Raw genomic sequence first — 21,958 nt, 5'->3', positions numbered from 1 at the left:
TCCCGGCGCGTCCGGTCGGCCGGGCGTGTCGCTGTGGCCAAGCACTGATTCCTGAGTGCTCACTCAGTTAGTTAGGAGTGCTAAGCTTTTTGGTGTGGCAGTAAGCGCAACGCCCCGGGTCAGTCGGGTGCTGTTCATACTGGTCGCCGCGCTCACCGTGATGGAGACGGCGAGCTTCGCCGGCACCTACCTCCTCTACAGCCGCCACTACGTGACCACGGACAACGCCCAGGTCGACGGGGACAAGATAGAGATCAACGCCCCGGTGAGCGGAGCGGTGGACGACTGGGCCGGGCAACCCGGCGCGGTGGTCCAGCCGAACCAGGTCGTCGGCCGCATCCAGATGCTGGGCAGCGGCGCGCAGCCGGAACGGGTGGTCAAGGTCCCCGGCCAGAGCACCGGCACGGTGGCCGTGGACGAGGTGGTCGACGGCTCCTACGTCACCAAGGGCGCCGAGCTGGCCGCCGCCTACGACCTGTCGAAGATCTACGTGACGGCGCGGGTGGAGGACTACGACATCGGCGCGGTGCAGCCCGGCGCCATGGTGGACATCCACGCCGACGCCTTCCCGGACACCCCGGTCACCGGCGTCGTCCAGGTGGTGCAGAACTCCACCGCCGGGAACTTCACCATCTATCCCCCGGCCGGCATCGCCGACCCGTCCCAGCCGCAGCGGGTGGACCAGTACGTCCCGGTCAAGATCGCCCTGCTCGCCACCGGCGGCGCCCGCCTGGTTCCCGGCATGGACGTCACCGTGCACATCCGCAAACCCTGAGGTGGAGGTATGGCCCGAACCGAGGAGTTGAGCGTCGCCACCGAGGAGGCGCCGCGACCGGTCGGCCCGGTACCCACCCCGCCCGCCCCGGTGGCCCCGGCACGCGGGCCGGGCGAGGGCTGGGGCATCCCGCTGATCGTGGTGATCATCGGGATGTTCATGTCGGTGCTGGACACCAGCATCGTGAACGTGGCGGTCCCGACCATCCAGCGCGAGTACAACGTCACCACCGACCAGATCCAGTGGATCACCACCGCCTACATGCTGTGCCTCGGTGTGGTGGTGCCGACCAGCGCGTGGCTGGGCGACCGGCTGGGGCTGCGCCGGATGTACCTGCTGTCCCTGGTGACCTTCGGAGCGTTCTCGGCGCTGTGCGGGATGGCCGACGACCTCGGCAGCATGATCTTCTTCCGCATCCTGCAGGCGGTGCCGGGCGGCATGCTGCCGGTGACCTGCCTGACCATCCTGATGCGGATGGTGCCGCCCCAGAAGCTGGGCGCGGCGATGGGCCTGTACGGGCTGGGCATCGTGGTCGCGCCCGGCGTCGGGCCGACCCTGGGCGGCTACCTGGTCGAGTACGTCAACTGGCGGCTCATCTTCTACATCAACGTGCCGATCGGGATCATCGGCGCGATCGCGGCGATGGCGGTCCTCCCCCACTTCCCGGCCAAGCCCGGGCGCCGGTTCGACCTGCCCGGTTTCCTGTGCATCGCCGGCGGCATGTTCGCGCTGCTGCTGGCGCTGTCCGAGGGCCAGACCTGGGGCTGGACCAGCTACCCGATCCTGGTCCTGGCCGCGGCGGCGGTGAACCTGCTGCTGCTGTTCGTGGCCATCGAGCTGAAGGTCGCCGAGCCGCTGCTGGACGTGCGCGTCTTCACCCACTGGCCGTTCATCAACTCGCTGCTGCTGATCGCCATCCTGTCCATCGGGCTGTTCGCGGTGCTGTTCTACGTGCCGTTGTTCCTGCAGGAGGGCCAGGGGATGACCGCCTGGCACACCGGCCTGGTGCTGCTCCCCCAGGCACTGATGATGATGGTGACGATGCCCGCCGCCGGGCGCATCTACGACCGCTTCGGCCCCCGCTGGCCCGCCGTCGTCGGGCTCACCCTGTGCGGGATAGGCACCCTGCTGCTGTCCCAGATCAACGCCGACATGACCCGGCCGGAACTGATCATGTGGATGATGATCAGGGCCGCCGGGATCGGGCTGGCCATGATGCCGATCATGACCGGCGGGCTGGCCTCCCTGCCGCCGGGCATCGTCAGCTCGGGCAGCGCCTTCAACACGCTCACCCAGCGGGTCACCGCCTCGTTCGGGCTGGCCGCGTTGACCGCCCTGGCCACCACCCAACAGGCCCAGTTCATGTCCAACCGGGCTTCGCTGCTCTCCACCGGGGCGAACACCGACCCGCGCATCGTGGCCATGCAGGAGCAGGGTCCGGGCGGCCTGATCGCGCTGTGGCGGCAGACCCAGGTCCAGGTGGAGGCGCAGGCCTACAGCAACGTGTTCCTCATCGCCGGCATCTGCACCCTGGCCGGCGTGCTGCTGGCCCTGCGACTGCGTTCGGGTAAACCGGCCAAGGGCGAGGACGCCGAGCCCGTGGAGGTCGGCTGAACCGGTCAGCCGGTGAGCACCACGGCGTTCGAGCGTCCCCCCTTGCTGACACTGATCACCACGTCGCCGACCGGAGAGTCAGGACCCGAGTGGCGCACGCCGATGTCGGAGACCGCCCGGTCGATCATGTAGGGGCTGAGCACGTAGGGCACCCGCACCGTGACCTGGCGTCCGGACTCCCGGTCCAGGAACGGCATGCTGATCAGGTCGGCCTCGACGCGCTCCTGCAGGACCACCGGGGCGTCCTTGGACGCTTCGACGGCAGCCTCCAGCCACTCCTCCTCCGAGGCGACGCTGCCGAACAGCACTCCCTTGCCGGCCCGGCCCATGGCCGGCTTCAGAACCAGGTTGGCCCGGGGGCCGGGTGCGGCGGCGGTCTCGCCGAGGCCCAGCGAGATGGTCCGGGGCACGTAGGCGCGCACCAGCTCGCGGTCGGCCGGCGCCAGCAGGTCCGCGTCACAGTCCTCGTGCAGCCACGCCAGCACCGACTTCGAGGCCAGTAGCACCGACTCGGTGCGCGGGAAGAACTTGATGGTCCCGGCGCGGTCGGCGCTCCGCAGCGCCGCCAACCCCTCGCCGGCATCCACGATGCGGGCGCTCTCGTTGGCGGTCCACGGGACCATCACCAGGTCGACCGGCACGCCGGCGGCGAGCAGACGGCCGGCGGCGTCGAGGCTCAGGTCGGCGAGATCGGTCTGCAGCACCTCCAGACCCACCCGCTTGGCATCGGCGAGGACCCCCCGCTTGGCCCGCGTCCGGTGTAGGAGCACGCCCTCGCAGTTGGCCGTCCAGTACGACGGGATGAGCACCCGACGGGGACCGTCCTGCGTGAGGTGGCCGCCGATCGTCCGGAGCAGCGCCTCGGAGCGCGTGGCCACCACCGACGGCGGCGGGTAGAACCCGGCCTCCGGACACAGCCGGCAGAACTCCTCCGCCAGCCAGGACGTCACCGTGTCGCCGCCGATCCGGGTGCCGACGTTGATCTCGAGAATGCGGGGCCGCCCGTTCTCGATCAACAGGTCGGGACGCGCGCTGCGGGTGAGCTCCGAAGCAACCAGCGGAGCATCCGGATCCACCAGGGGGAGCGGTTTGGTGAAGCGCAGCGCGTCCCGGAGCTCACCGAGCGTCGACGCCCGCCGCTGGCACGCCTCGACCGCCAGGGTCAGCACTCGCGCCACGCTCGACTCGAGGGCCCGATAGGCCGCCTTCTGGAGGATCACCGGCCGCATCGCGTCCCAGTTCCCGGTGCCCCGGTCAGGGGACTCCTCCACCCACCTGCCGTTCATGGCGGCGTGGCGGGTAACGAACGTCTCCCGGAGGTCCTCGGGGAGCGTGTCCCAGACGTCCCGGACCGGGACGGTGCGGAGCTCGTTGTCGGCCATGATTTTTCTCCGGCGTTCGTGACGTCAGCAGTGCGCGGTCGGGGATCCGTACAGTTGATTCGCCTTGCGATACAGGGTGAGCAGCAACGGATCGCGGACCTGGTTACGCTCGTAATGTGACCTGAACCGCGAGTCGTATTCTTTGAACCACCGTTCAGAATCATTCAGGAACAGGATGTCGTGCGGGGCCATGTGCCGTATCGCCAGCATGGCGACCGGGGCGATGGAAACCCGGAAGTCGGGGTTACGGACCGCGCGGTCGTCGCATTCGGGATGGAATATCCCGATCATCTTCCCCGAGCTGACGGCGAACTGCTTGAGCTGCTCATAGACCTTGTCCAAGCGAGCCCAGCCCTCGGACTCCATGCTCGGCATGACCACGACCCAGCTCTCCAACGAGACCCCGGAGCTGCTCTTCGGGCGGCCAGCCGCACCGAACTCGCCGATCTCGGCGCGCAGCTGCTCGATGAGCTCCAGCTCACTGGAGCCATCGATGTCCTCGCGCACACGGGTCTGCACTTCCCGTTGTTTGAGGGCCCGCGGAATGAACGGACACACCGGCCCAGACCGTCCGACCCTGGGGTCACCGACGGATACGTACTCGCGCAGCCAGGCGTCCACCTGCCTGAACTGCTCGTCGGTAATTCTCTCATCTGGCATTGTGCGATTCCCACCCGAACGCATCTGGACAGCAGTTATCACCGTTGGAGTTCGGCGAGAGGCCGGCACCGGAAATACGGGAGCCGCCACCACCCCGTGGGCGGCTCCCCGGTGAGTCAGAACATGCTCAGCGCTGGATGCTAGCCAGCCGCCTGGCGTGCCCCAAAATCTTTTCCCGCTCGGCCGAGATCTCTCGCGAGTCCTCAACCGGTCAACGAACTAACCCCGGCCCAAGTGACGCATGCGCGGGGTGACGGTGGGAATCGGCGGGCCGCCCGCCGGAACGGTGCTGGTAGCGGGTCAGGCCCTGGCCAAGGTGCGGCTGATCACCAGGCGCTGGATCTGGTTGGTTCCCTCGAATATCTGCATGATCTTGGCCTCGCGCATGTAGCGCTCGACCGGGAAGTCACGGGTGTAGCCGTAGCCACCGAGGACCTGCACGGCGTCCGTGGTCACCTTCATCGCCGCGTCGGTGGCGACCAGCTTGGCCACGCTGGCCTGCCGGCCGTACGGGCGGCCCAGGTCGCGGCGGCGGGCGGCGTCCAGGTAGGTGGCCCGGGCCGAGTCCACGGCGGCGGCCATGTCGGCCAACAGGAAGCCGAGGCCCTGGTGGTCGACGATCCTCTTGCCGAACGTGGTGCGCTCGTTGGCGTACTCCACCGCGGCGTCCAGTGCGGCCTGAGCAAGGCCGGTGGCGCAGGCCGCGATGCCCAGCCGGCCGGAGTCGAGCGCGCTGAACGCGATCTGCAGGCCCTGGCCCTCGGCCCCGATCAGCCGGTCCGGCTCGAGCAGCGCGCCGTCCCAGTTCGCGGTGGTGGTGGGGATGGCGTGCAGGCCCATCTTCTCCTCCGGCCGGCCGAAGGAGAGCCCCTCGGCCCGCCCGGGCGCCAGCAGGCAGGAGATGCCCCGGCTGCCTTCCCCGGTGCGCACGAACAGCGCGTAGAAGTCGGCGCGGCCGCCGTGGGTGATCCACGCCTTGGTGCCGGTCACCCGGTAGCCGTCGGCGTCCTTCGCGGCCCGGCAGGCCAGCGCGGCCGCGTCCGAGCCGGCCTGGGGCTCGGAGAGGCTGTAGCCGCCGACGATCCGGCCGGCGAGCATCTCGGGCAGCCAGCGCCGCCGCTGCTCCTCGGTGCCGAAGGTGGCCACCGGGAAGCAGGACAGCCCGTGCACACTGGTGGCCACGGCGACGGCCGCCCAGCGCGCCGCCAGCTCCTCGAGCACCTGCAGGTACACCTCGTACGGCTGGGCGCCGCCGCCGTGCTCCTCGGGATAGGGCAGGCCGAGCAGGCCGGCCGCGCCGAGGGTGGCGAACAGGCCCTCCGGGTAGCTCTCCTCGCGCTCGTGCCGCTCGACCCGGGTCGCCAGCTCCTTGTCGGCGATCTCCCGGGTGAGCGCGAGCAGGTCCTCGGCTTCCTGGGTGGGCAGGAGACGATCGACGGCCATGCTCACTCCCCTATTGATACTCAGATCGGTACTGTGGTTCTTATAAGAGTACCGATATTGCACCATGAGAGGATCCGAACGTGACCAGCGCCCCCGTCCGCCGCGGCGACGCCCGCCGGGGCGAGCTCGAGGACGGCGTGCTGGCGCTGATCCTCGACGAGGGGTTCGCCCACCTGAAGCTGGACGACGTGGCCGCCCGGCTGCACTGCTCGAAGCGCACGCTGTACACGCTCGCGGGCAGCAAGGAGCAGCTGGTGCGGGCGGCGGTGGTGCGCTTCTTCCGGGACGCCACCGGCCGGGTCGAGCGGGCGGTCACCGACGCCCCCTCGGCGCCCTCGGCCCGGATCGCCGCGTACCTGGACGCGGTGGCCACCGAGCTGGCGGTGGCCTCACCCCGCTTCTTCGAGGACGTCGCGTCCTTCCCGCCCGCCGGCGAGGTCTACGAGCGCAACACCCGCGCGGCCGCCCGGCGGATCGGCGAGATGATCGACGACGGGGTCGGGCGAGGCGTCTTCCGCAGCGTGCACGCCGGCTACGTGGCCGACCTGGTGGCGGCCCAGATGGTCCGCATCCAGCAGCGTGAGGTGGCGGCGGCGACCGGGCTGTCCGACAGCCAGGCCTACGCCGAGCTCGCCGCCCTGGTCACCGCGGGCCTCAGCCCTCGGGGGTAACCCGCCCACGCGATGTGGTCCACCGCCAGCCAGGTCTCGCCGGCCACGGTCGCTGGGGTCACCCCGCTGTACTCCAGCACGTCCCGGTGCAGGTGGGACTGGTCGACGTAGCCGCCGTCCGCCGCGATCCGGGCCGCGTCGTCGCCCGCCGCCAGCCGGTGCACGGCATGGTCGAAACGGACCAGCTTCGCGGCGCGCTTGGGCGGGAGCCCGATCTGCCCCCGGAACCGGGACCACAGGCGTTTGCGGCTCCAGCCGACCTCCACCGCCAGCCGGTCGATCCGCACCCGCCCCCGGCTGCCGGCGATCCGGCGCCAGGCCCAGGCCACCTCGGGGTCCACCGATCGCCCCCGCTCCAGCCGGCGGACGAACAGCGCCTCGGTCAGGGCGAACCGGTCCGGCCAGGACCGGGCCTCGGCCAGCTGCTCGCGGATCCGGGCCGCCGGGCGCCCCCACAGGTCGTCCAGGGTCACCACCACGTGGTCCAGCTCCGCCGGTGAGGTACCCAGCACCGTGTACGCGGCCACCGGGGACAGCCGCACCTGCACGCACTCGACCCTCTCGCCACGCACGCGCATCGCGCCGTGCAGGAACCCGGCGACCAGGTTCCCCCGCCGCTGCCGGCCGGTGGCGGCGTCCACGACCAGCGGGCCGTCACCGAACTCCAGGGCCAGCGAGACGGCCGGGTGCGGGACCACCCGCACGTCCACCGGGGCTGGGCCACACGCGCGGAAACCGGCCATGCTGACCCCGGCCACCCGCCCGGGCCGCCGCGGCCGCGCGACCTCCCACCCGGCCACCGATGCCATAGGCCCATGCTAAGCGGAACATTTGTCCAATACGCCGACCCGCGCGGCCGGCGAGAGTTGCCGCATGACCAGCAGCATCGTGCGGGACGCCTTCCAGGCACTCGCCAGCAACGACCCCGACCGGATCTCCTCGGTCCTCACCGAGGACGCCGAGTGGCTCTCGCCCCCGGGCAACGCCACCGCCGTCGCGCTCGACGCGACCAACCACATGGTGGGCAGCAAGGCCATCGCGCGCTTCTTCGCCGAGGATTTCCCCCGCCTGTTCGCCCGGGACGTCGCCGTCGCCTTCCACGGGATGCACACCGACGGCGAACGGGTGACCGTGGAGGCGACGATGACCGCGACGCTGGCCAACGGCAACCCCTACGACAACGACTACTGCTTCGTGTTCGAGCTGCGGGACGGGCTGATCCACCGGGTCCGCGAGTACGTGGACACCGCCCGGGGCCACCGCATGGTGTTCGCCTAGTTACTTGCCGTGCGGGTCGGTGGCGTTCAGCGTCGCCACTACCTGGTCGTAGTCCCCGCGGGCCTCGCCGTAGCGCAGGAACTTGACCCGCTCGACCTGGATCTCCTTCGCCTCCGGCCGGGTCTCGATCAGCTCGACCACCTCGGCGATGAACTCGTCCAGCGGCATCGCGTGCTCGTTGTCCTCCTGGCCGGGCATCAGGCCGGTGCGCACCGAGGGCGGCTCCAGCTCGAGCACCTTGACCGTGGTGTCCGCCAGCTGCAGCCGGATCGACTCGCTGAGCATGTGGATGGCCGCCTTCGACGCGTTGTAGCTCGGGGTGGCTTTGAGCGGGGTGAACGCCAGCCCCGACGACACCGTCACGATCGTCGCGTCCGGGCGGGTCTGCAGGTGCTCCACGAACGCCCCGATCAGGCGGATCGGGCCGAGCACGTTGGTGGTGACCACCTGCTCGGCCGAAGCGAGGAACGACTCGGGGCGGTGCCAGTCCTCGACCTGCATGATCCCGGCCATCGCCACCAGCACGTTGAGCTCGGGGTGCCTGGCCAGCACCTCCTTCGCGGCGGCGTCGATGCTGGCCGCGTCGGCGACGTCGACGCGCACGGTGTCGATGCCCGGGTGCTCGGAGGCGATCCGCGCCAACGCCTCCGCCCGGCGGCCACCCACGACGACGGTGTTGCCCTTGGCCCGCAGCGCCAGGGCCAGCGCGAGGCCGATGCCGCTGGTGGCGCCCGGAATGAAGATGGTGTTCCCGGAAATGTTCATGCCATGAGCATGGCCGGACCGGCCGGCCCGGTGCAGAGACCGTTGATCGGGGGATCCGCGATCCCTGGTTCGGCCGGGCGCGCGTGACCATACTTGGGCGCATGGATCGTGCGGCACTGGCCAGCTTCCTGCGCCGCCGGCGGGAGGAGCTGCGCCCCTCGGACGTCGGCCTGCCCGAGGGCGCCCGCCGCCGGGCTCCCGGCCTGCGGCGGGAGGAGGTGGCCGCCCTGGCGGTGATGTCCACCGACTACTACACCCGGCTGGAGCAGCGGCGCGGCCCGCAGCCGAGCGAGCAGATGCTGGCGTCGCTGGCCCGGGCGCTGCGGCTGACCAACAACGAGCGCGATTACCTGTTCCGGGTGGCCGGGCACAACGCGCCGGCGTCCACGGCGTCGGCGACGCACGTAGCCCCCGCGCTCATGCGGGTGCTGGACCGGCTCGACGACACGCCCGCGCTGATCCTGTCCAACCTGGGCGAGACGCTGGTGCAGAACCGGATGGCCGACGCCCTGTTCGGCGACAAGTCCGGGTACACCGGCCTGGCCCGCAGCGAGATCTACCGCTGGTTCACCGATCCCGCCGAGCGGCTGCGCTACCCCGAGCACGACCGGGCGCGCCAGTCCCGCGCGCTGGTGGCGAACCTGCGGGTCGCGCACGGGACGATGGGGCCGGCCTCGCGGGCCGGCGAGATGGTGCGCGTGCTGGGCAAGGCCAGCGCGGAGTTCGCCGGGCTGTGGGAGCGCCACGAGGTGGTGCGGCGCTTCGAGGACCACAAGACGCTCGTCCACCCCGAGCTCGGGCCGATCGAGGTGGACTGCCAGGCGCTGTTCACCGAGGACCAGTCCCAGGCGCTGCTCGTGATCACCGCCGAACCCCGGACCGAGGCGTACGAGAAGCTGCGACTGCTCGCCGTCCTGGGACAGGAGCGCTTCACCGAAGCCCGGAGCTGAACGTCACCAGGGCAGCTCCCCCTCGTCGTTGAAGAACCAGGCTGGCAGGACGACGTTTCGCCGGTCGGCCCGGATTAGTCACAGGTTTCGCTCTCCTTCGAGGTACGACAGGTAACGGCGCCACGCGTGCGCGATGGGCGCACCGCGCGCCGCGGCCAAGGACGCGCGCAGCCGCGCGTAGGCGCCAATCGCGGCGGGCGGCGCAGCGCGCCACGCCGGCACGCTCGCCGCCCACGCCTCAGCCTCGGCCGGCTCGTGACCGGCCTGGATCAGGCGCGCCACCATCGCGGCGGCGTCGAGCCAGGGCGCGCCCCGCGACGGCCACGCCCAGTCGACCACCCAGGGCCGATCCCCGATGATCACGTTCTCGGCGGTCAGGTCGGCGTGCACGAGCGCGCTACCGGTGATCGTGGCCAGCGAATCGGGACCGTCCGCGCAGTGCGCCCACCGCTTCTCCACCGGCAGTACCGGCAGATCGGGACACTCCCAACTGGCCAGCTCGGCGAGCGTCGCGGCCATGGTCACCAGGTCCGGCGAGCCGGGCGACAGGTCAGAGTGCCTGCCCTCGGCGTACTCGAACCCCATCAGCAGGAAGTCGCCCACCTCGGCGTGCCACAGCAACCGAGGTGCCAACGCCGGCAAGTACCGCTGAACACGGCACTCAATCCGCGCCCTGGGCTCATCCCGGACGCCCTTCACAAACACCCGGTGGCCCGACTCCGTAGCCACGGCGAGGGCAACCCGCGCCGAGCCCCCGACTACCGGCTCAGCGCGGACCACCCCGTTGACCTTGCGGCAAATCACCTCCCGGACCGGCTCCGGAAGCCCGCCCCAATGCTGACGATTCACGGCGTGAGACTACGGCGAATCAACGCAACCCTGGTGACACTGCGAACAGTCGCCTTCCTTGCAGTCCGCCGCGCGGCAGCCCTCCCAGAGCGGCATGTCGACCGGGAACCCGGTCGCGCGCACCATCTCGATCGTGCGCGCCAACGTCGCCCCTCCGGGCGGGTCTCCCGGGCAAGTCGGGCTATGGTGGATGAACCGACCGGCGATATTCTCACAGAATCGCGCGTACTCGGCGGTATGAAGGATAAAGGCGTGCCAACCCAAGTCAACCAGGTTGCTCGGTGAAAGTCGTGCCGCCGGGTTATCTGCGCACGCCTTGAGAAAAACCAGCGCCTGGCGCATTACCCGTTCAGCAAAACTCCAATCCACTCCCTCATCTTCAACAATGCGCGTGACCAGCCGATCAAACAAATCGGCATCAACTAAGGTCGTCGGATCAGCGGCTAATGTGATCATCGTTTCTCCTTCGTTCCCACAACCCCGGCGCGGCTCGCCAGGAGTGCTCTTCTCCGCTCGGTAATCAGCCAGGGACCATGCAGCCAGCAGGGTCGGAGACGCGCCCGGTGCGTGCCGGCCCGAGGACGTTTCTGGCTGCACGGGCCTTAGGTGTGGATTCCGAGCGAGCCGAAGCGTGCGCCGACGTGTCGGGGCTGCTCGCCACGCACCCGCCAGTCCGACCAGCAAGCGGCACAGCATTCCGTGGTCGGGCGGGTAGTCCACTCATCACCGGCCGCCAAGCCGCACACCGTGCGACCTCGGTCTAGATCCACGGTGAGCTGAGCATGCGTCACGTCGTCGCTCTCCACCGTGACGTAGCGGAGTCTCTGGCCCCCGGCATTGGACACGGTGGACTCACTCGCCTCCGTCGTCCGGAGGCTCTGGGATGACCTGCGCGGACCCGCCGTGGATCTCATTGAAGATCTCTTCGGTGGTCCATTCTTCCCACGGACCTAGGTCGCCCGGCTGGAGCGCGGGAAACTCACGTTCAGACACGGGTCATCACCCGTTCGTCGCTTGCCTGCGGCCAGCCAAGAAACTCTCGGGCCATCATGGCCCAGCGGATATGCGTACACGGGAAATCATCGCCGCAGCGCCGACAGGTGCCGGCCTGTTGCGTGTGTTCGTGCTCCCGCGTGACCAGCTCTACGGCTATGAGCAGGGCTACGCCCTTGATCGGTAGGCGCTTCACCGGACGGCCCGTCTTACCCGCCGATTCCGTTCTTTCCACCACGCCAGCAACCGACACCGGGCGCAGTTGAGTTCGTCGCTCCAAGTCACCCTTCCGTAATCGATATTCCTGGCCACGATTCGTGCCCCCAGTGAGATTCGCCAATAGTTCGATGTGCCATACGGCGCGAGAGCGCCTGAAGATCAGGCACGTTAGGTATGAAACCGCCGGACATGAGAAAGGACCCGGACAAATTGTCCGGGTCCTTTCATTTGCGCTGGTCAGGAGCGCTGTGCGGCCGCTTGAATCCGCTCTCGGATCGTCTGCCACGGGAGTTGGCGACCTGGTGCACTCCGAGGTTCATGCAGTGGCCACACGTCATCGCCGTAGATCAAGTCAGCGCCTGCCCGTCGCAGGCCGGTGATGTGTGAGTTCCAGGCTGGCTGGCGTGCATGTGCGGCGTTGACCCGAGGGAACACGACAACGGGAACGTAGCCACCGCCGAGTGCCTCGCACGCGGTAGTGAGGGCCTGATTGTCCGCTATTCCGAGGGCTAGCTTGGCAACGGTGTTCGCGGATGCGGGAACGAGCGCGTAGCAATCCACCGTTGGGTGTGGGCTTTGCTGCCCGGGCATGCGCGGTGCGACGCGGACAGGAAATCCGGTGATTTCCTGGATCTTGCGCGACTCGCCAGAGGCCTCTAACCACGTCCCCGCGGTAGGCGTCAGGGTGACTGCCACCGACCAGCCTTGCGCTAGGAACGGCTGAACCAATTCTTGGCGGATTGACTCTAGACCGCCGCATGCCGATCCGATTAAGCCGACTGTCTTGCCGGTATTTATCACAGAAGTGCTCGGCAGCGTTCCGCAAGACCGCCGAGAGGAGTTAGCGCAGCACCACGAGATGCCGCTGACCGCTGATAAAGTGCTTTGACCGTCTCACGGACGACCGGATTGTGACGCACCAAATTAGGTGCGATCATTTCAGCGTCCAACAACCAGCGCAGCGAGTCGTCGTCACGCGCGACCAAGCTCAATGCCCGGGCGACATCAATCATGTGCGACACTCGTCGCTCTGCGGGCAAATTGTCGGCATTGACCCTCGGGCCAAATTCTACAACATGATCCACGTCTCCCAGATCGAGACGAGTTGAGAGCCTATGCAACTCGACGTTGGTCGGCCCGAACCCAGTTTGCCAATAATTGGCATCCCCACCAAGCCGTCGTGCCGCGCGCTCCGCACGTGCAATGAGATCCGTGGTCGCACCGCGATCGTGACGGCGCGCTGCCGCTACCGCGGTACGGAGCCGCAGCATCCCGAGTAGGCTCAAAGCAACGGGATCATCGCTCGCAAGTTGGGGGCGCATCCACTCAGCGGCTGTGTTTCCCAGCTCGACCGCGTCATCGAATCTTCCGGATGCTAATAGGGCGTGGGTTGCCGCCCGAGCCGCGGACGCCAACACAAGCGGATCGTCAGACTCGTCTGCGGCGTACATTGCCCTCTCCGCCGCGATCCAGGCAAGATCGGCCTCGCCGATCTTGCTCAAAGTCGTAGCCGCCAAGTGATGCGTTCTCGCCGAAATCGCCCACCCAGTGCGCGCCGAGTCCGTTGCGGAATCTTCCAGATCTTGCGCGGTGTTGATTAGTCGCGGGAGATTAGAGATCACTTGGCTCAGCTTGCCATGCTGATAATCAAACCAACCATGTTCCACCAACCGTGCCGCATGCTCGGCGGCAATTACGTTACGTGCGGCTGTCCGCGACTTGAACAGCGTTCGGGAAAGTCGACGGGGAGTCATAAGTGCGTCCCGAATTGCTGGCACGTCATCATCTTGCTGTTCAGTCTCAACCAAAACAGGCTGGCCCAGCAAATCGCCGATCTCAACACGCAACGCACGGGATAGCTCCGTAATAACGTCTATACGACGAAGCTCTCTTGCTCCACGCTCAACTTTGCTCACCCAATCTTCCGACCGACCGACCAGGTCTCCGAGCATGCGCTGACTCATTCCGCGTCGCCCTCTGTAGAAGGCGACGCGCTCACCGATTCGCAAGTCATCACCGACCCCGCGCATAGCGATGACTCTACCGCAGAGAGGGCGCTGATGATCCATAATCGACCGGAGCAGAGCAAGTCGGCCACGACGGTCACCACGGTGATCGCGTGGCCGCCGCACAGCCGGTCCAGGGCCGCCGGCCTGGTAAGTACCGCGACACGTCTCTAGGCCGGCCATATCATCCGGCGGTGACCAAGCAAGATCAGCTGACCGTGCGCCCGGCGCTGCCGGAGGACGAAGCCGCCGTCCGCGACCTGGCGGCGAACATGGCGACGACCTTCGAAGTGGATCGCGACAGCTTCCACACCAGCTTCCATGCCCTGATCAACGCGCACGGCGCGTTCGTACTCGTCGCCGACACCGGCGGGCGGGTCGGCGGCTACCTCCTGGGCTTCCGCCATCTCGCCTTCTTCGCCAACGGCCCGATCGCGTGGGTCGAAGAGATCGCCGTGCACGAGGACCTGCGCCGCCAAGGTGTCGGGGCGCGGCTCATGGAGGGGTTCGAGAACCGGGCCAGGGCAGGCGGCGCGCGGCTGGTTGCCCTGGCGACCCGTCGGGCCGGCGACTTCTACGAAGCAATCGGTTACGAGCCCAGCGCCACCTACTTCCGCAAGCTTCTCACCGGTTGAAGGGGCCGCCGGTCTACGGGGGGCTCATGACGGTGAGCATGCGGGCGAGCTTCCACGGCCGGGAGCCCCAGGCGGCGAGCTTGCCTTGGAGAAGTGGTTTCCATACTCCTTGCCGGCCGATGAAGAGCAGCGCGAAAGCCGTGGGGTCGGCCCAGATGCGGGCGTCCACGTCACGCGCGCCGGCCGCGTCGAGCGTCAAGGAACCGCCGTCCAGGACCATCAGCATGCGTCGGCCGCCCCGTAGGCGCAGTTCGATGCGAGCTCGGAAGGATCCGGCCTTCTCCTGGTTCACGAACGCGGTGGGCAGCGCCGCGATCAGCGGGATCAGGAAGGCCTCGATCGCGAGCAGGGTGTGACGAGGCTGTATCGGCCACGGGCGCCCCGCGGCTTTGGCGATGTCGTGGCCGTGGACCAGGCATTCCACGAGCAGGTGACCAGCCACCGCCGAAGGTGGCAGGCGGGCACCTTGCAGCCACTCGACGGTGGCTGACCGCGAACGCGACGCGACGTCGTCGAACTCGCCGGCGAGCGCCGCAATGCGGTCCGCAAGTACGGCCGGGTCCCGTTCGCGGTCCTCGGCCAGCAGCTTCGCGGTGGCCTCGGCGATTCCCGCCTTGGTCACGACGGCTTGCGGGACCGGCTTTCCGGCGATGGCGTCGGTGTCGGCGCGAAAGGAATGAGAGAGGTGAGCCGCGACGTCGCCCACTGTCCACGTGCCGACCGAAGCGGAGTTGGTGTCAGGGACGCTCCGCACCAGTGCGACGAGGCCGGGCACGATCTCGCGCAACGCCGCGCGGGCCTGGGTCATGGTGTCGGGTGCGCCACCGTGGGTCGTAGCTGGGGCCATGCCAGCACCTTTCTGGTCATGAGGGTCGCTTGGCGGGGGCGTTTGCGGCGGCGGCGGTGCCGATGGCGATCCATTGGGCCAGTTGCTGCTCGGTGTGCAGGTTGTCGCCGTCGACGTGCAGCCAGCCGCGGACCACTCGACCTCGCATCCGCATCGGCCGCGCGTCGGTGGTCGCGAGCAGATCGTCGGCGCGAGCCGGATCGACCCGTACCAGTAGACCGCCTTGGCTGCTGGCCGCCACCGCCATCCGGCCGGCGACGAGGAACCCGAGTCCGCCGAACATCTTCTGTTCGCTCACCGGCAAGCCGACCACCAGCAGCTCCCGGACCCGGTCGGCCAGGTGCGCGTCGTAGGCCATTACGTGCCCCGGGCGGCGTCCCGGTGAGCCGGGCGCGTGCGCGGCTCACCGGGCGCGGACCACCAGTCGCGGAGCGCCGCCACGAACTCCTCCGGGGCATCGGACTCCGTGTAGAGGCCGGCGCCCTCGAAGATCACGGTCCGGTGGTCGGGGAAGGTCGTTTCCAGGCGTTCGCGCTCCTGGGGACGGAAGGCGATGTCGGCATCACCCCACATGATCAGAGTCGGCAGGTGGGCCAGGCTGGCCAGGCCGGCCTCGACCTCGGCGAAGAAATCCCGGCTGGCGAGGACCCGGCCGGGGAACACCGCGGAGGCCTGGCGCCGTTCGGGGGTGCCCAGCGCCCGGCGGTAGTGGGTCATCTCGGCCGCGGTCAGCTTCCGCCTTCGGTGGCCCGCGGGCACGAACCAGGTGACCAGGACGTTCAGCCGCCGGACCAGGAAACGGAACGGGAGTCCGCCGATGACCCGACCGAACCACTCGAAGTGGAACACCCCGTTGACCGGCCAGGCCCAGGTGTTGGCCAGCACCAGCCGGTCGAAGACACCCGGCCGACGTTGCACGGCGGCCAGGCCGATCATGCCGCCCCAGTCCTGCCCGACCAGCGTGACCCCCGTGAGGCCGAGCTTGTCGACGAACTCGGTGACCACGTCCGTGTGCTCCTCGGGCAGGAAACGGTACCCGGGCTTCGGCGTCGACAGCCCGAACCCCGGGTAGTCCAGGGCGATGCACCGGAAGTCGTCACGCAGCGCGCGGATCACGTCACGCCAGAGGAACGACCAGGTCGGGTTGCCGTGCAGGAACAGCAGGGTGGGGCCCGACCCCTCGTCGACGTAGTGCACGGTGTGCCCGTCGATATCGACGAAGCGACTCTCGAACGGGAACAGCTCGTCGTCGACCCAATCAGGTCTTCCCGCGTCTGCCATGGCTACCCTTCGTTCCGGCCGATTCCGCTAGATATTGTCAGGCGGACTTGAGATTGTAAAGTAGCCGGTATGAGTCGAAGCTACGGCCAGTACTGCGGTCTCGCCCGGGCTCTCGATGTCGTGGGCGATCGTTGGAACCTGCTCATCGTCCGCCAGCTGCTGATGGCTCCCGCCCGCTATCGCGACCTGACCGATGGGCTTCCCGGCATCGCGACCAACCTGCTGACCGATCGTCTGCGCGACCTCGAGGCCGCGGGCGTGGTCGAGCGGCGCCTGGCCGGCGAGGGCAACGCGATCACCTACGCGCTCACCCCGTGGGGGGCCGAGCTGCGGGAGCCGGTCGAGGGCCTCATCCGCTGGTCCACGCCGCTCATGACGCGCGGACCAGGCGGCGACCATTTCCGCGCCGAATGGCTCGTCCTGCCGCTCTCCGCCCTGCTCGGCGGCAATGCCGCACGCCGGTCCTCGACGGTGGGGATCGCGGTTGACGATCACCTGTTCCAGGCGCGGACGACGCGCTCGGGCACCGAGGTGAGCCCGCACGATGGTCGCGATCTCGATGCCGTCCTGCGCGCCGAAGGCCCGATCGTTCTCGGGCTGTCAGCGGGCGTGCTCGACCTTGACGACATCCGCGGGCTCATCGACATCGAAGGCGACGAAGCGGCCGTACGAGCCGTCTTCAACCCCCCGGCGCGGCCTTGACCGCACAGGTGGCGAGCAGGGTGCAGCCGATTGCCGCCAGGTAGCAGGCTACGGCGGTCCTTGACCGGGTCATCGTCATGCCGTTCAAGGTGCCGCGGAACACTTCGACGCCGGGCGAATCGGGCGTCTACTCCGGATGACGCCCGGCGGGTTCAACCGAGGACCAGCGGGGTTCCCGCTTCTCCAGGAACGCGGCGATGCCCTCGGCGCGATCGGGCGAGGCCGCCATGGCCGCCTCCGCTTCACGGGTGAGCGTCCAGCCTTGCTGGTCGCGCTCGCCGGCCGCCTTTTCGACCGCCCGCAGCGTGGCCCGCACCGCCGCCGGGGAGTTGGCGCACACGTCGCCCGCCATCTCCAGCGCGGCCCGCTCGGCCTGGCCGTCGTCGACCAGCTCGCCGACCAGGCCCAGGGCGTAGGCCCGCTCCGCCCCGAGCGGTCGGCCGGTCAGCAACAGCTGTTTGGCCACCACCAGCGGGAGCGACCGGTCGGCACGGAACAGCGCCCCGCAGTTGGCGACCACGCCGTGGGTGACCTCCGGCAACCCGAAACGCGCCGAGCGCCCGGCGACCACCATGTCGCAGGCCAGCACGATCTCCATCCCGCCGCCGTACGCGATGCCTTCCACCGCCGCGATCAGCGGCGTGGCCCGCCGGCGGCCGACGACCCCGTACGGACCGCCGCGGGCCGTCGGCCGGCCGGGGCCGGCACCCAGGTCGGTGCCGGCGCAGAACATGCCCGCACCGCCGGACAGCACGCCGCACCACAGGTCGGGGTCGTCGTCCAGCAGGTTCAGTGCCTCGTCCAGGGCCGAGGTCATGGCCGCGTCGACGGCGTTGCGCTTGGTGGGACGTTCCATCCGGATGAGCAGGGTTCGGCCGTGGCGCTCGGTACTCACGCGGTGTTCGTCGGTGCTGACATTAGTCACCCGCACATCATGTCCCGCCCCGGTGCCCGTTTGGCGCGCCCGCGCCCGGGTAGTCGCCGGGCATGAAGCGCAGCGAGTCGGACGTCCCGGCCGACCCCCACGTGGCGGGCTCCCGCCACACCGGCGGGCGTCCCGAGGACGGCGAGACCGACAAGCACAGCACCACCGGCACCACCCGCAACGAGGAGTTCGTCGGGCGGGTCGCGGGCGAGGAAGCGCAGGACGCCGAGGAGTCCGGCGCCGAGGCGCGTCGCAAGCAGCCGGGTGCCCCGGAGCCCTCGCACAGGACGCGCCGCCGGAGGTACGGCTCCGGCTGAGCCGCGGGCGGTACTACGCGATGCTCGGCTACCGGCAGTTCGGCGTCGGGCTGGCGCTCACGCGTTCAGGTCGTTACCCCTGACGTAATCGACCTCGCTGACGGCTGCACCAACCATGTTCCGCATGACACTATCGATGAGCCCGACCGCCACCGCCCGGATGTTCAGCGAGTACGCGGCCGCGTGGGCGCGGCACGAACCGGACGAGATCGCCAGCTTCCACACCGACGACTCGGCGTTCACGGTTGCCGCGCTGGGGGTGCGCTCGTCCGGTCGCGCGGAGGTCCGGGAGGCGGTCGCCCAGGTGTGCCGGCTCTGGCCGGACATCGAGTTCCAGGAGCGCCGGCTGTACACCACCGCCGACTTCATCGTGTTCGAGAGCACCATGTTGGGCACGCTGGCCCAGCCGTTGCCGGTGGGCGACGCGGTGGTGCGGCCGAACGGCCGCCGGGTCGCGCTGGACATCGTCGACCTGATCGAGGTCCGCGACGGCGGGGTGCACCGCAAGGACACCTACCTGGACGCGCTCGGCTACCTCACGGCGATGCGCGCCTGAGAGTTTTCGCTAGGCCGAGGTGACGCCGCGCAGTTCCGCCGCGGTCTCCGCGACGCACCGCGCGAACCCGGGCGGCCGGGCGGCCGAGACCCAGCGCGCGAACGCGATGTGGAAGACCGTCACCGCGCTGTGCGCGGCCAGGCTGGCGGCGGGTTCGGGCACGCCACGCTCGCGCAGTGCCCCGGCCGCCGCGTCGGTCATGGACGCCAGCTTGAGCAGCTCGCGTTCCTGCAGGCTCGGGTTGGCTGCGATGATCGCGGCGCGGCGGACCGAGCGGTCGTGCAGGTCCTTCAGCAGGTCACCGCCGGCGACCATGCCGGCCAGCGCCGCCTCCAGCGGCGAGCTGTCGGCCGGCGCGGCCAGGATCGCGTCGTGCGCCGTCCGCACCATGGTCGCGGAGCCGTCGAAGAGGACCTCGCGCTTGTCGGCGAAGTGCCGGAAGAAGGTCCGCTCGGTGACGCCGGCCCGCTCCGCGATGTCGCTGGCGGTGGTCTGGTCGAAGCCGCGCTCGGCGTAGAGCTCCATCGCGGCGCGGATCATCCTCCCGCGCGCGTCCGGCTCCCAGCGACCCATGGCACCGAGTTTAGTGATGGCAGCCGCTGACATGAAGTGCTACGGTCGATGTCAGTAACTGACATAGCTCGGGAAGGACCCACAATGCGCGTTTTCGTCACCGGCGCCTCCGGCTGGATCGGCTCGGCCGTCACCGACGAGCTGCTCGCCAACGGCCACGAGGTCGTCGGCCTCGCCCGCTCGGACGAATCGGCCGCCGCGCTCGAGGCGAAGGGTGCCGCCGTCCATCGCGGCAGCCTGGACGACCTGGACAGCCTCGCGGCCGGCGCGGCGGACGCCGACGGCGTCATCCACCTCGCCTTCAAGCACGACTTCACCGACATGCCCGGCGCCTGGCGCAGCGAGCGCGCCGCCGTCGAGCGGATGCTGGACAAGCTCGAGGGCAGCGGCCGGCCGTTCCTGATCGCCTCCGGGCTGGCCTCGGAGAACCTCGACCGGCCGCTGCGGGAGGACGACGCCTCGCCGCACCACGGCGCCGACTCGCTACGCGGCGGCGGCGAGAGCCTGGCCCTGTCCTACGCGGACCGGGGGGTCCGCCCGGTCGCGCTGCGCTTCTCCCCGACCGTGCACGGCGTGGGCGACCACGGCTTCACCGCCCGGCTGACGGCGGTGGCCAAGGAGCGCGGAGCGGCCGGCTACGTGGGCGACGGCTCGACCCGCTGGGCGGCCGTGCACCGCTCGGACGCCGCGCGGATGGTCCGGCTCGCGCTGGAGAAGGCACCCGCCGGCTCGCGGATGCACGCGGTGGCCGAGCTCGGACTGCCGTCGCGGGACATCGCCGCCGCCATCGGCGACCACCTGGGCCTGCCCACGATCTCGGTGGCCAAGGAGGACGCCGCCGAGCACTTCGGCTGGATCGGGTTCTTCTTCGGCATGGAGCTGGCCGCGTCGAACACCTACACCCGGGAGATCCTCGGCTGGGTGCCGACCGGGCCGACGCTGTTCGAGGACATCGCCGCCGGGGCGTACGCGGTCTAGATCCCCCGCACGCGCCTAACTGGGCGCGTGCTCGGCCAGCGCCTTCGGCGCTAGAGCTCGTGACCGGCGGTGGAGTCCACATGCGCGGGGATCGGGGCGTGCCGGTCCCCGGTGGTGGAGGTGCCGGTCGGTTCGAACATCAGGACCGAGGCCCCGTCCGGGGAGAACGGGCGGTGCTCCACGCCGCGCGGGACGACGAAGATCGTGCCCCGGGGCAGGGTCACGGTGCGCTCGGCCGGTTCGTCCCGCAGCCCGATGCGCAGCTCGCCGTCCAGGACCAGAAAGAACTCGTCGGTGTGCTCGTGCACGTGCCAGACGTGCTCGCCGTGCGCCTTGGCGATTCGCACGTCGTAGTCGTTCACCCGGGCCGCGATGCGCGGACTCCACAGGGCGTCGAAGCTGGTCAGTGCGGCGGCAAGATCTACAGGTGAGTTGGTCACGTGGCAATCGTGACCACCCGGGAGCGGGAAGCGTGAGTGCTAGGAATGGCACATGTCGCGCAATTCCTCTCACCGGGTGGTCATGATCGTGGACACCGGTTCCAACCCGTTCGAGCTGGGCGTGGCCACCGAGCTGTTCGGGCTGCGCCGCCCGGAGTTGGACCGGCCCTGGTACGGCTTCGCGCTCTGTGCCCCGCGCCGCGCGGTGAGCATGCATGACGGGCTGTTCACGCTGTCCGAGGTCGCCGGGCTGGACATCCTGGGGACCGCCGACACGGTGATCGTGCCCAACCGCCCGGACCCGCACCGGCAGCCGGCGGCCGAGGTGCTGGACGCGATCCGCGCGGCGCACCGGCGCGGGGCCCGGCTGGTGAGCTTCTGCACCGGCGCGTTCACCCTGGCGGCGGCCGGCGTGCTGGACGGTCGCCGGGCGACGACGCACTGGCGCTGGGCGGCGCTGTTCACCAGCCGGTTCCCCCGGGTGCGGCTGGAGCCGGACACGCTGTTCGTGGACGAGGGGCAGGTGCTGACCGCCGCCGGCAGCGCCGCCGCGCTCGACCTGTGCCTGCACCTGATCGGCCGTGACCACGGCGCGGAGGTGCTCAACCAGGTCAGCCGCCGGCTGGTGTTCGCCGCGCACCGGGAGGGCGGCCAGCGGCAGTTCATCGAGCGGCCGGTACCAGCGGCGGCGGACACCTCGCTGGCCCCGGTGCTGGACTGGGCCCGGGAGCGGCTGGACCATCCGCTGACCGTGGCCGACCTGGCCCGGCGGGCCGCGGCCAGCCCGGCCACGCTGCACCGGCGGTTCCGGGCCGAGCTCGGCACCACGCCGCTGGCCTGGCTCACCACCGAGCGCGCGCTGCTCGCCCGCCGGCTGCTGGAGCGCGGTGACCTGGACCTGGCGGCGGTGGCCAGGGCGAGCGGCTTCGGCACCACATCCACGCTGCGCGCGCAGATCCGCCGCCGGACCGGGCTCAGCCCCGCCGGGTACCGAGCGCGGTTCGGCCCGGCGGGTGAGCAGTGCTAACCCGGGTGGGGTCGGGTGTGGAAACATCCACTTCGTGCAGCGAGACGAGCGCGCGGCCCCGGCCGGGTTCCC

The 21,958-nt window shown here is 69.7% G+C and carries 27 protein-coding genes and 1 pseudogene; 12 read left to right on the top strand and 16 right to left on the bottom strand.

Going from position 1 to position 21,958, the window contains the following annotated elements; genetic code table 11:
- Nucleotides 1-94 precede the first annotated feature (94 nt).
- Complete coding sequence (locus ABEB12_RS41410) at nucleotides 95-775, top strand: efflux RND transporter periplasmic adaptor subunit (protein ID WP_185065770.1); 681 nt, start codon at nucleotides 95-97, stop codon at nucleotides 773-775.
- 9 nt (nucleotides 776-784) lie between these two features.
- Nucleotides 785-2,389, top strand: a complete 1,605-nt coding sequence (locus ABEB12_RS41405) for a DHA2 family efflux MFS transporter permease subunit (RefSeq protein WP_185065769.1) — start codon at nucleotides 785-787, stop codon at nucleotides 2,387-2,389.
- Nucleotides 2,390-2,394: 5 nt separating this feature from the next.
- On the opposite strand, the gene ABEB12_RS41400 is transcribed toward ABEB12_RS41405, so the two are convergent.
- From ABEB12_RS41400 to ABEB12_RS41390, 3 genes are all read right to left on the bottom strand, one after another.
- Nucleotides 2,395-3,771 carry an ATP-grasp domain-containing protein gene (locus tag ABEB12_RS41400; RefSeq protein ID WP_185065768.1) on the bottom strand — a complete coding sequence of 459 codons (1,377 nt, stop codon included), beginning with the start codon at nucleotides 3,769-3,771 and terminating at the stop codon, nucleotides 2,395-2,397.
- Between the two features lie 24 nt (nucleotides 3,772-3,795).
- Nucleotides 3,796-4,392, bottom strand: a complete 597-nt coding sequence (locus tag ABEB12_RS41395) for a DUF6875 domain-containing protein (RefSeq protein WP_185065767.1) — start codon at nucleotides 4,390-4,392, stop codon at nucleotides 3,796-3,798.
- A 339-nt stretch (nucleotides 4,393-4,731) separates the two neighbouring features.
- On the bottom strand, nucleotides 4,732-5,874 hold the full coding sequence (locus ABEB12_RS41390; protein WP_185065766.1) for an acyl-CoA dehydrogenase family protein: 1,143 nt from the start codon (nucleotides 5,872-5,874) through the stop codon (nucleotides 4,732-4,734).
- 80 nt (nucleotides 5,875-5,954) lie between these two features.
- Between ABEB12_RS41390 and ABEB12_RS41385 the strand changes: the two genes are divergently transcribed.
- The gene (locus ABEB12_RS41385) at nucleotides 5,955-6,545 is read left to right on the top strand and encodes a TetR family transcriptional regulator (protein ID WP_185065765.1); all 591 of its coding nucleotides are present in this window, start codon (nucleotides 5,955-5,957) and stop codon (nucleotides 6,543-6,545) included.
- On the opposite strand, the gene ABEB12_RS41380 is transcribed toward ABEB12_RS41385, so the two are convergent.
- Complete coding sequence (locus ABEB12_RS41380; RefSeq protein WP_185065764.1) at nucleotides 6,494-7,354, bottom strand: helix-turn-helix domain-containing protein; 861 nt, start codon at nucleotides 7,352-7,354, stop codon at nucleotides 6,494-6,496. The two genes, ABEB12_RS41385 and ABEB12_RS41380, sit on opposite strands and share 52 nt — an antisense overlap.
- Before the next feature lie 64 nt (nucleotides 7,355-7,418).
- On the opposite strand from ABEB12_RS41380, the gene ABEB12_RS41375 reads away from it, so the two are divergent.
- Entirely contained in the window at nucleotides 7,419-7,823 is a 405-nt protein-coding gene (locus ABEB12_RS41375; RefSeq protein WP_185065763.1) for a nuclear transport factor 2 family protein, read from the top strand.
- Here ABEB12_RS41375 and ABEB12_RS41370 read toward each other — a convergent pair whose 3' ends face one another.
- On the bottom strand, nucleotides 7,824-8,588 hold the full coding sequence (locus ABEB12_RS41370) for an SDR family NAD(P)-dependent oxidoreductase (protein ID WP_185065762.1): 765 nt from the start codon (nucleotides 8,586-8,588) through the stop codon (nucleotides 7,824-7,826).
- A gap of 101 nt (nucleotides 8,589-8,689) precedes the next feature.
- On the opposite strand from ABEB12_RS41370, the gene ABEB12_RS41365 reads away from it, so the two are divergent.
- On the top strand, nucleotides 8,690-9,538 hold the full coding sequence (locus ABEB12_RS41365; RefSeq protein WP_185065761.1) for an MmyB family transcriptional regulator: 849 nt from the start codon (nucleotides 8,690-8,692) through the stop codon (nucleotides 9,536-9,538).
- 78 nt (nucleotides 9,539-9,616) lie between these two features.
- Here ABEB12_RS41365 and ABEB12_RS41360 read toward each other — a convergent pair whose 3' ends face one another.
- From ABEB12_RS41360 to ABEB12_RS41340, 5 genes are all read right to left on the bottom strand, one after another.
- Nucleotides 9,617-10,141, bottom strand: coding sequence for an aminoglycoside phosphotransferase (locus tag ABEB12_RS41360; protein ID WP_185065760.1), 525 nt, complete (start codon nucleotides 10,139-10,141; stop codon nucleotides 9,617-9,619).
- A 255-nt stretch (nucleotides 10,142-10,396) separates the two neighbouring features.
- Entirely contained in the window at nucleotides 10,397-10,843 is a 447-nt protein-coding gene (locus ABEB12_RS41355; protein WP_185065759.1) for a glycine-rich domain-containing protein, read from the bottom strand.
- 529 nt (nucleotides 10,844-11,372) lie between these two features.
- Nucleotides 11,373-11,633 carry a hypothetical protein gene (locus ABEB12_RS41350; RefSeq protein ID WP_185065758.1) on the bottom strand — a complete coding sequence of 87 codons (261 nt, stop codon included), beginning with the start codon at nucleotides 11,631-11,633 and terminating at the stop codon, nucleotides 11,373-11,375.
- A gap of 203 nt (nucleotides 11,634-11,836) precedes the next feature.
- Nucleotides 11,837-12,328 carry a flavoprotein gene (locus tag ABEB12_RS41345; protein ID WP_221498795.1) on the bottom strand — a complete coding sequence of 164 codons (492 nt, stop codon included), beginning with the start codon at nucleotides 12,326-12,328 and terminating at the stop codon, nucleotides 11,837-11,839.
- Nucleotides 12,329-12,396: 68 nt separating this feature from the next.
- Entirely contained in the window at nucleotides 12,397-13,629 is a 1,233-nt protein-coding gene (locus ABEB12_RS41340; RefSeq protein WP_185065757.1) for a helix-turn-helix domain-containing protein, read from the bottom strand.
- A gap of 63 nt (nucleotides 13,630-13,692) precedes the next feature.
- Here ABEB12_RS41340 and ABEB12_RS42315 point away from each other — a divergent pair.
- Nucleotides 13,693-13,779 (top strand): annotated as a pseudogene (locus ABEB12_RS42315) (LysR family transcriptional regulator); the annotation flags it as partial.
- A gap of 20 nt (nucleotides 13,780-13,799) precedes the next feature.
- The gene (locus tag ABEB12_RS41335; RefSeq protein ID WP_221498794.1) at nucleotides 13,800-14,240 is read left to right on the top strand and encodes a GNAT family N-acetyltransferase; all 441 of its coding nucleotides are present in this window, start codon (nucleotides 13,800-13,802) and stop codon (nucleotides 14,238-14,240) included.
- Nucleotides 14,241-14,253: 13 nt separating this feature from the next.
- Here ABEB12_RS41335 and ABEB12_RS41330 read toward each other — a convergent pair whose 3' ends face one another.
- From ABEB12_RS41330 to ABEB12_RS41320, 3 genes are read right to left on the bottom strand one after another with little or no spacing between them, the layout of a single operon-like run.
- Nucleotides 14,254-15,048 (bottom strand): maleylpyruvate isomerase N-terminal domain-containing protein, encoded by a 795-nt coding sequence (locus ABEB12_RS41330; RefSeq protein ID WP_185065756.1) that lies wholly within the window; start codon nucleotides 15,046-15,048, stop codon nucleotides 14,254-14,256.
- Between the two features lie 55 nt (nucleotides 15,049-15,103).
- Nucleotides 15,104-15,445, bottom strand: coding sequence for a TfoX/Sxy family protein (locus ABEB12_RS41325; RefSeq protein WP_185065755.1), 342 nt, complete (start codon nucleotides 15,443-15,445; stop codon nucleotides 15,104-15,106).
- Complete coding sequence (locus ABEB12_RS41320) at nucleotides 15,445-16,368, bottom strand: alpha/beta fold hydrolase (RefSeq protein WP_185065754.1); 924 nt, start codon at nucleotides 16,366-16,368, stop codon at nucleotides 15,445-15,447. Before ABEB12_RS41320 ends, ABEB12_RS41325 begins: the two co-directional genes overlap by 1 nt.
- A 69-nt stretch (nucleotides 16,369-16,437) precedes the next feature.
- On the opposite strand from ABEB12_RS41320, the gene ABEB12_RS41315 reads away from it, so the two are divergent.
- A complete protein-coding gene (locus ABEB12_RS41315; RefSeq protein WP_185065753.1) occupies nucleotides 16,438-17,070 on the top strand; it encodes a winged helix-turn-helix transcriptional regulator in 633 nt (210 codons plus the stop codon).
- A 127-nt stretch (nucleotides 17,071-17,197) separates the two neighbouring features.
- On the opposite strand, the gene ABEB12_RS41310 is transcribed toward ABEB12_RS41315, so the two are convergent.
- Nucleotides 17,198-17,995: an enoyl-CoA hydratase-related protein gene (locus ABEB12_RS41310; RefSeq protein ID WP_345703592.1), complete on the bottom strand. Its 798-nt coding sequence runs from the start codon at nucleotides 17,993-17,995 to the stop codon at nucleotides 17,198-17,200.
- Nucleotides 17,996-18,057: 62 nt separating this feature from the next.
- Here ABEB12_RS41310 and ABEB12_RS41305 point away from each other — a divergent pair, with 62 nt between their 5' ends.
- Entirely contained in the window at nucleotides 18,058-18,312 is a 255-nt protein-coding gene (locus ABEB12_RS41305; RefSeq protein ID WP_185065752.1) for a hypothetical protein, read from the top strand.
- Between the two features lie 136 nt (nucleotides 18,313-18,448).
- The gene (locus ABEB12_RS41300) at nucleotides 18,449-18,868 is read left to right on the top strand and encodes a nuclear transport factor 2 family protein (protein WP_185065751.1); all 420 of its coding nucleotides are present in this window, start codon (nucleotides 18,449-18,451) and stop codon (nucleotides 18,866-18,868) included.
- A gap of 9 nt (nucleotides 18,869-18,877) precedes the next feature.
- On the opposite strand, the gene ABEB12_RS41295 is transcribed toward ABEB12_RS41300, so the two are convergent.
- Nucleotides 18,878-19,441 (bottom strand): TetR family transcriptional regulator, encoded by a 564-nt coding sequence (locus tag ABEB12_RS41295; protein WP_185065750.1) that lies wholly within the window; start codon nucleotides 19,439-19,441, stop codon nucleotides 18,878-18,880.
- Nucleotides 19,442-19,525: 84 nt separating this feature from the next.
- Here ABEB12_RS41295 and ABEB12_RS41290 point away from each other — a divergent pair, with 84 nt between their 5' ends.
- Entirely contained in the window at nucleotides 19,526-20,419 is an 894-nt protein-coding gene (locus tag ABEB12_RS41290; protein WP_185065749.1) for an NAD-dependent epimerase/dehydratase family protein, read from the top strand.
- A gap of 50 nt (nucleotides 20,420-20,469) precedes the next feature.
- Here ABEB12_RS41290 and ABEB12_RS41285 read toward each other — a convergent pair whose 3' ends face one another.
- The gene (locus ABEB12_RS41285; RefSeq protein WP_185065748.1) at nucleotides 20,470-20,859 is read right to left on the bottom strand and encodes a cupin domain-containing protein; all 390 of its coding nucleotides are present in this window, start codon (nucleotides 20,857-20,859) and stop codon (nucleotides 20,470-20,472) included.
- 52 nt (nucleotides 20,860-20,911) lie between these two features.
- Between ABEB12_RS41285 and ABEB12_RS41280 the strand changes: the two genes are divergently transcribed.
- A complete protein-coding gene (locus ABEB12_RS41280; RefSeq protein WP_185065747.1) occupies nucleotides 20,912-21,886 on the top strand; it encodes a helix-turn-helix domain-containing protein in 975 nt (324 codons plus the stop codon).
- The last annotated feature ends 72 nt before the right edge of the window (nucleotides 21,887-21,958 follow it).

The sequence above is a fragment of the Actinospineispora eucalypti genome, assembly GCF_039543365.1.
GTDB classification, from domain to species: domain Bacteria; phylum Actinomycetota; class Actinomycetes; order Mycobacteriales; family Pseudonocardiaceae; genus Pseudonocardia; species Pseudonocardia eucalypti.
The sequence above is the reverse complement of the archived record's forward strand: the minus strand, read 5'-3'. Positions and strand labels throughout refer to the sequence as shown.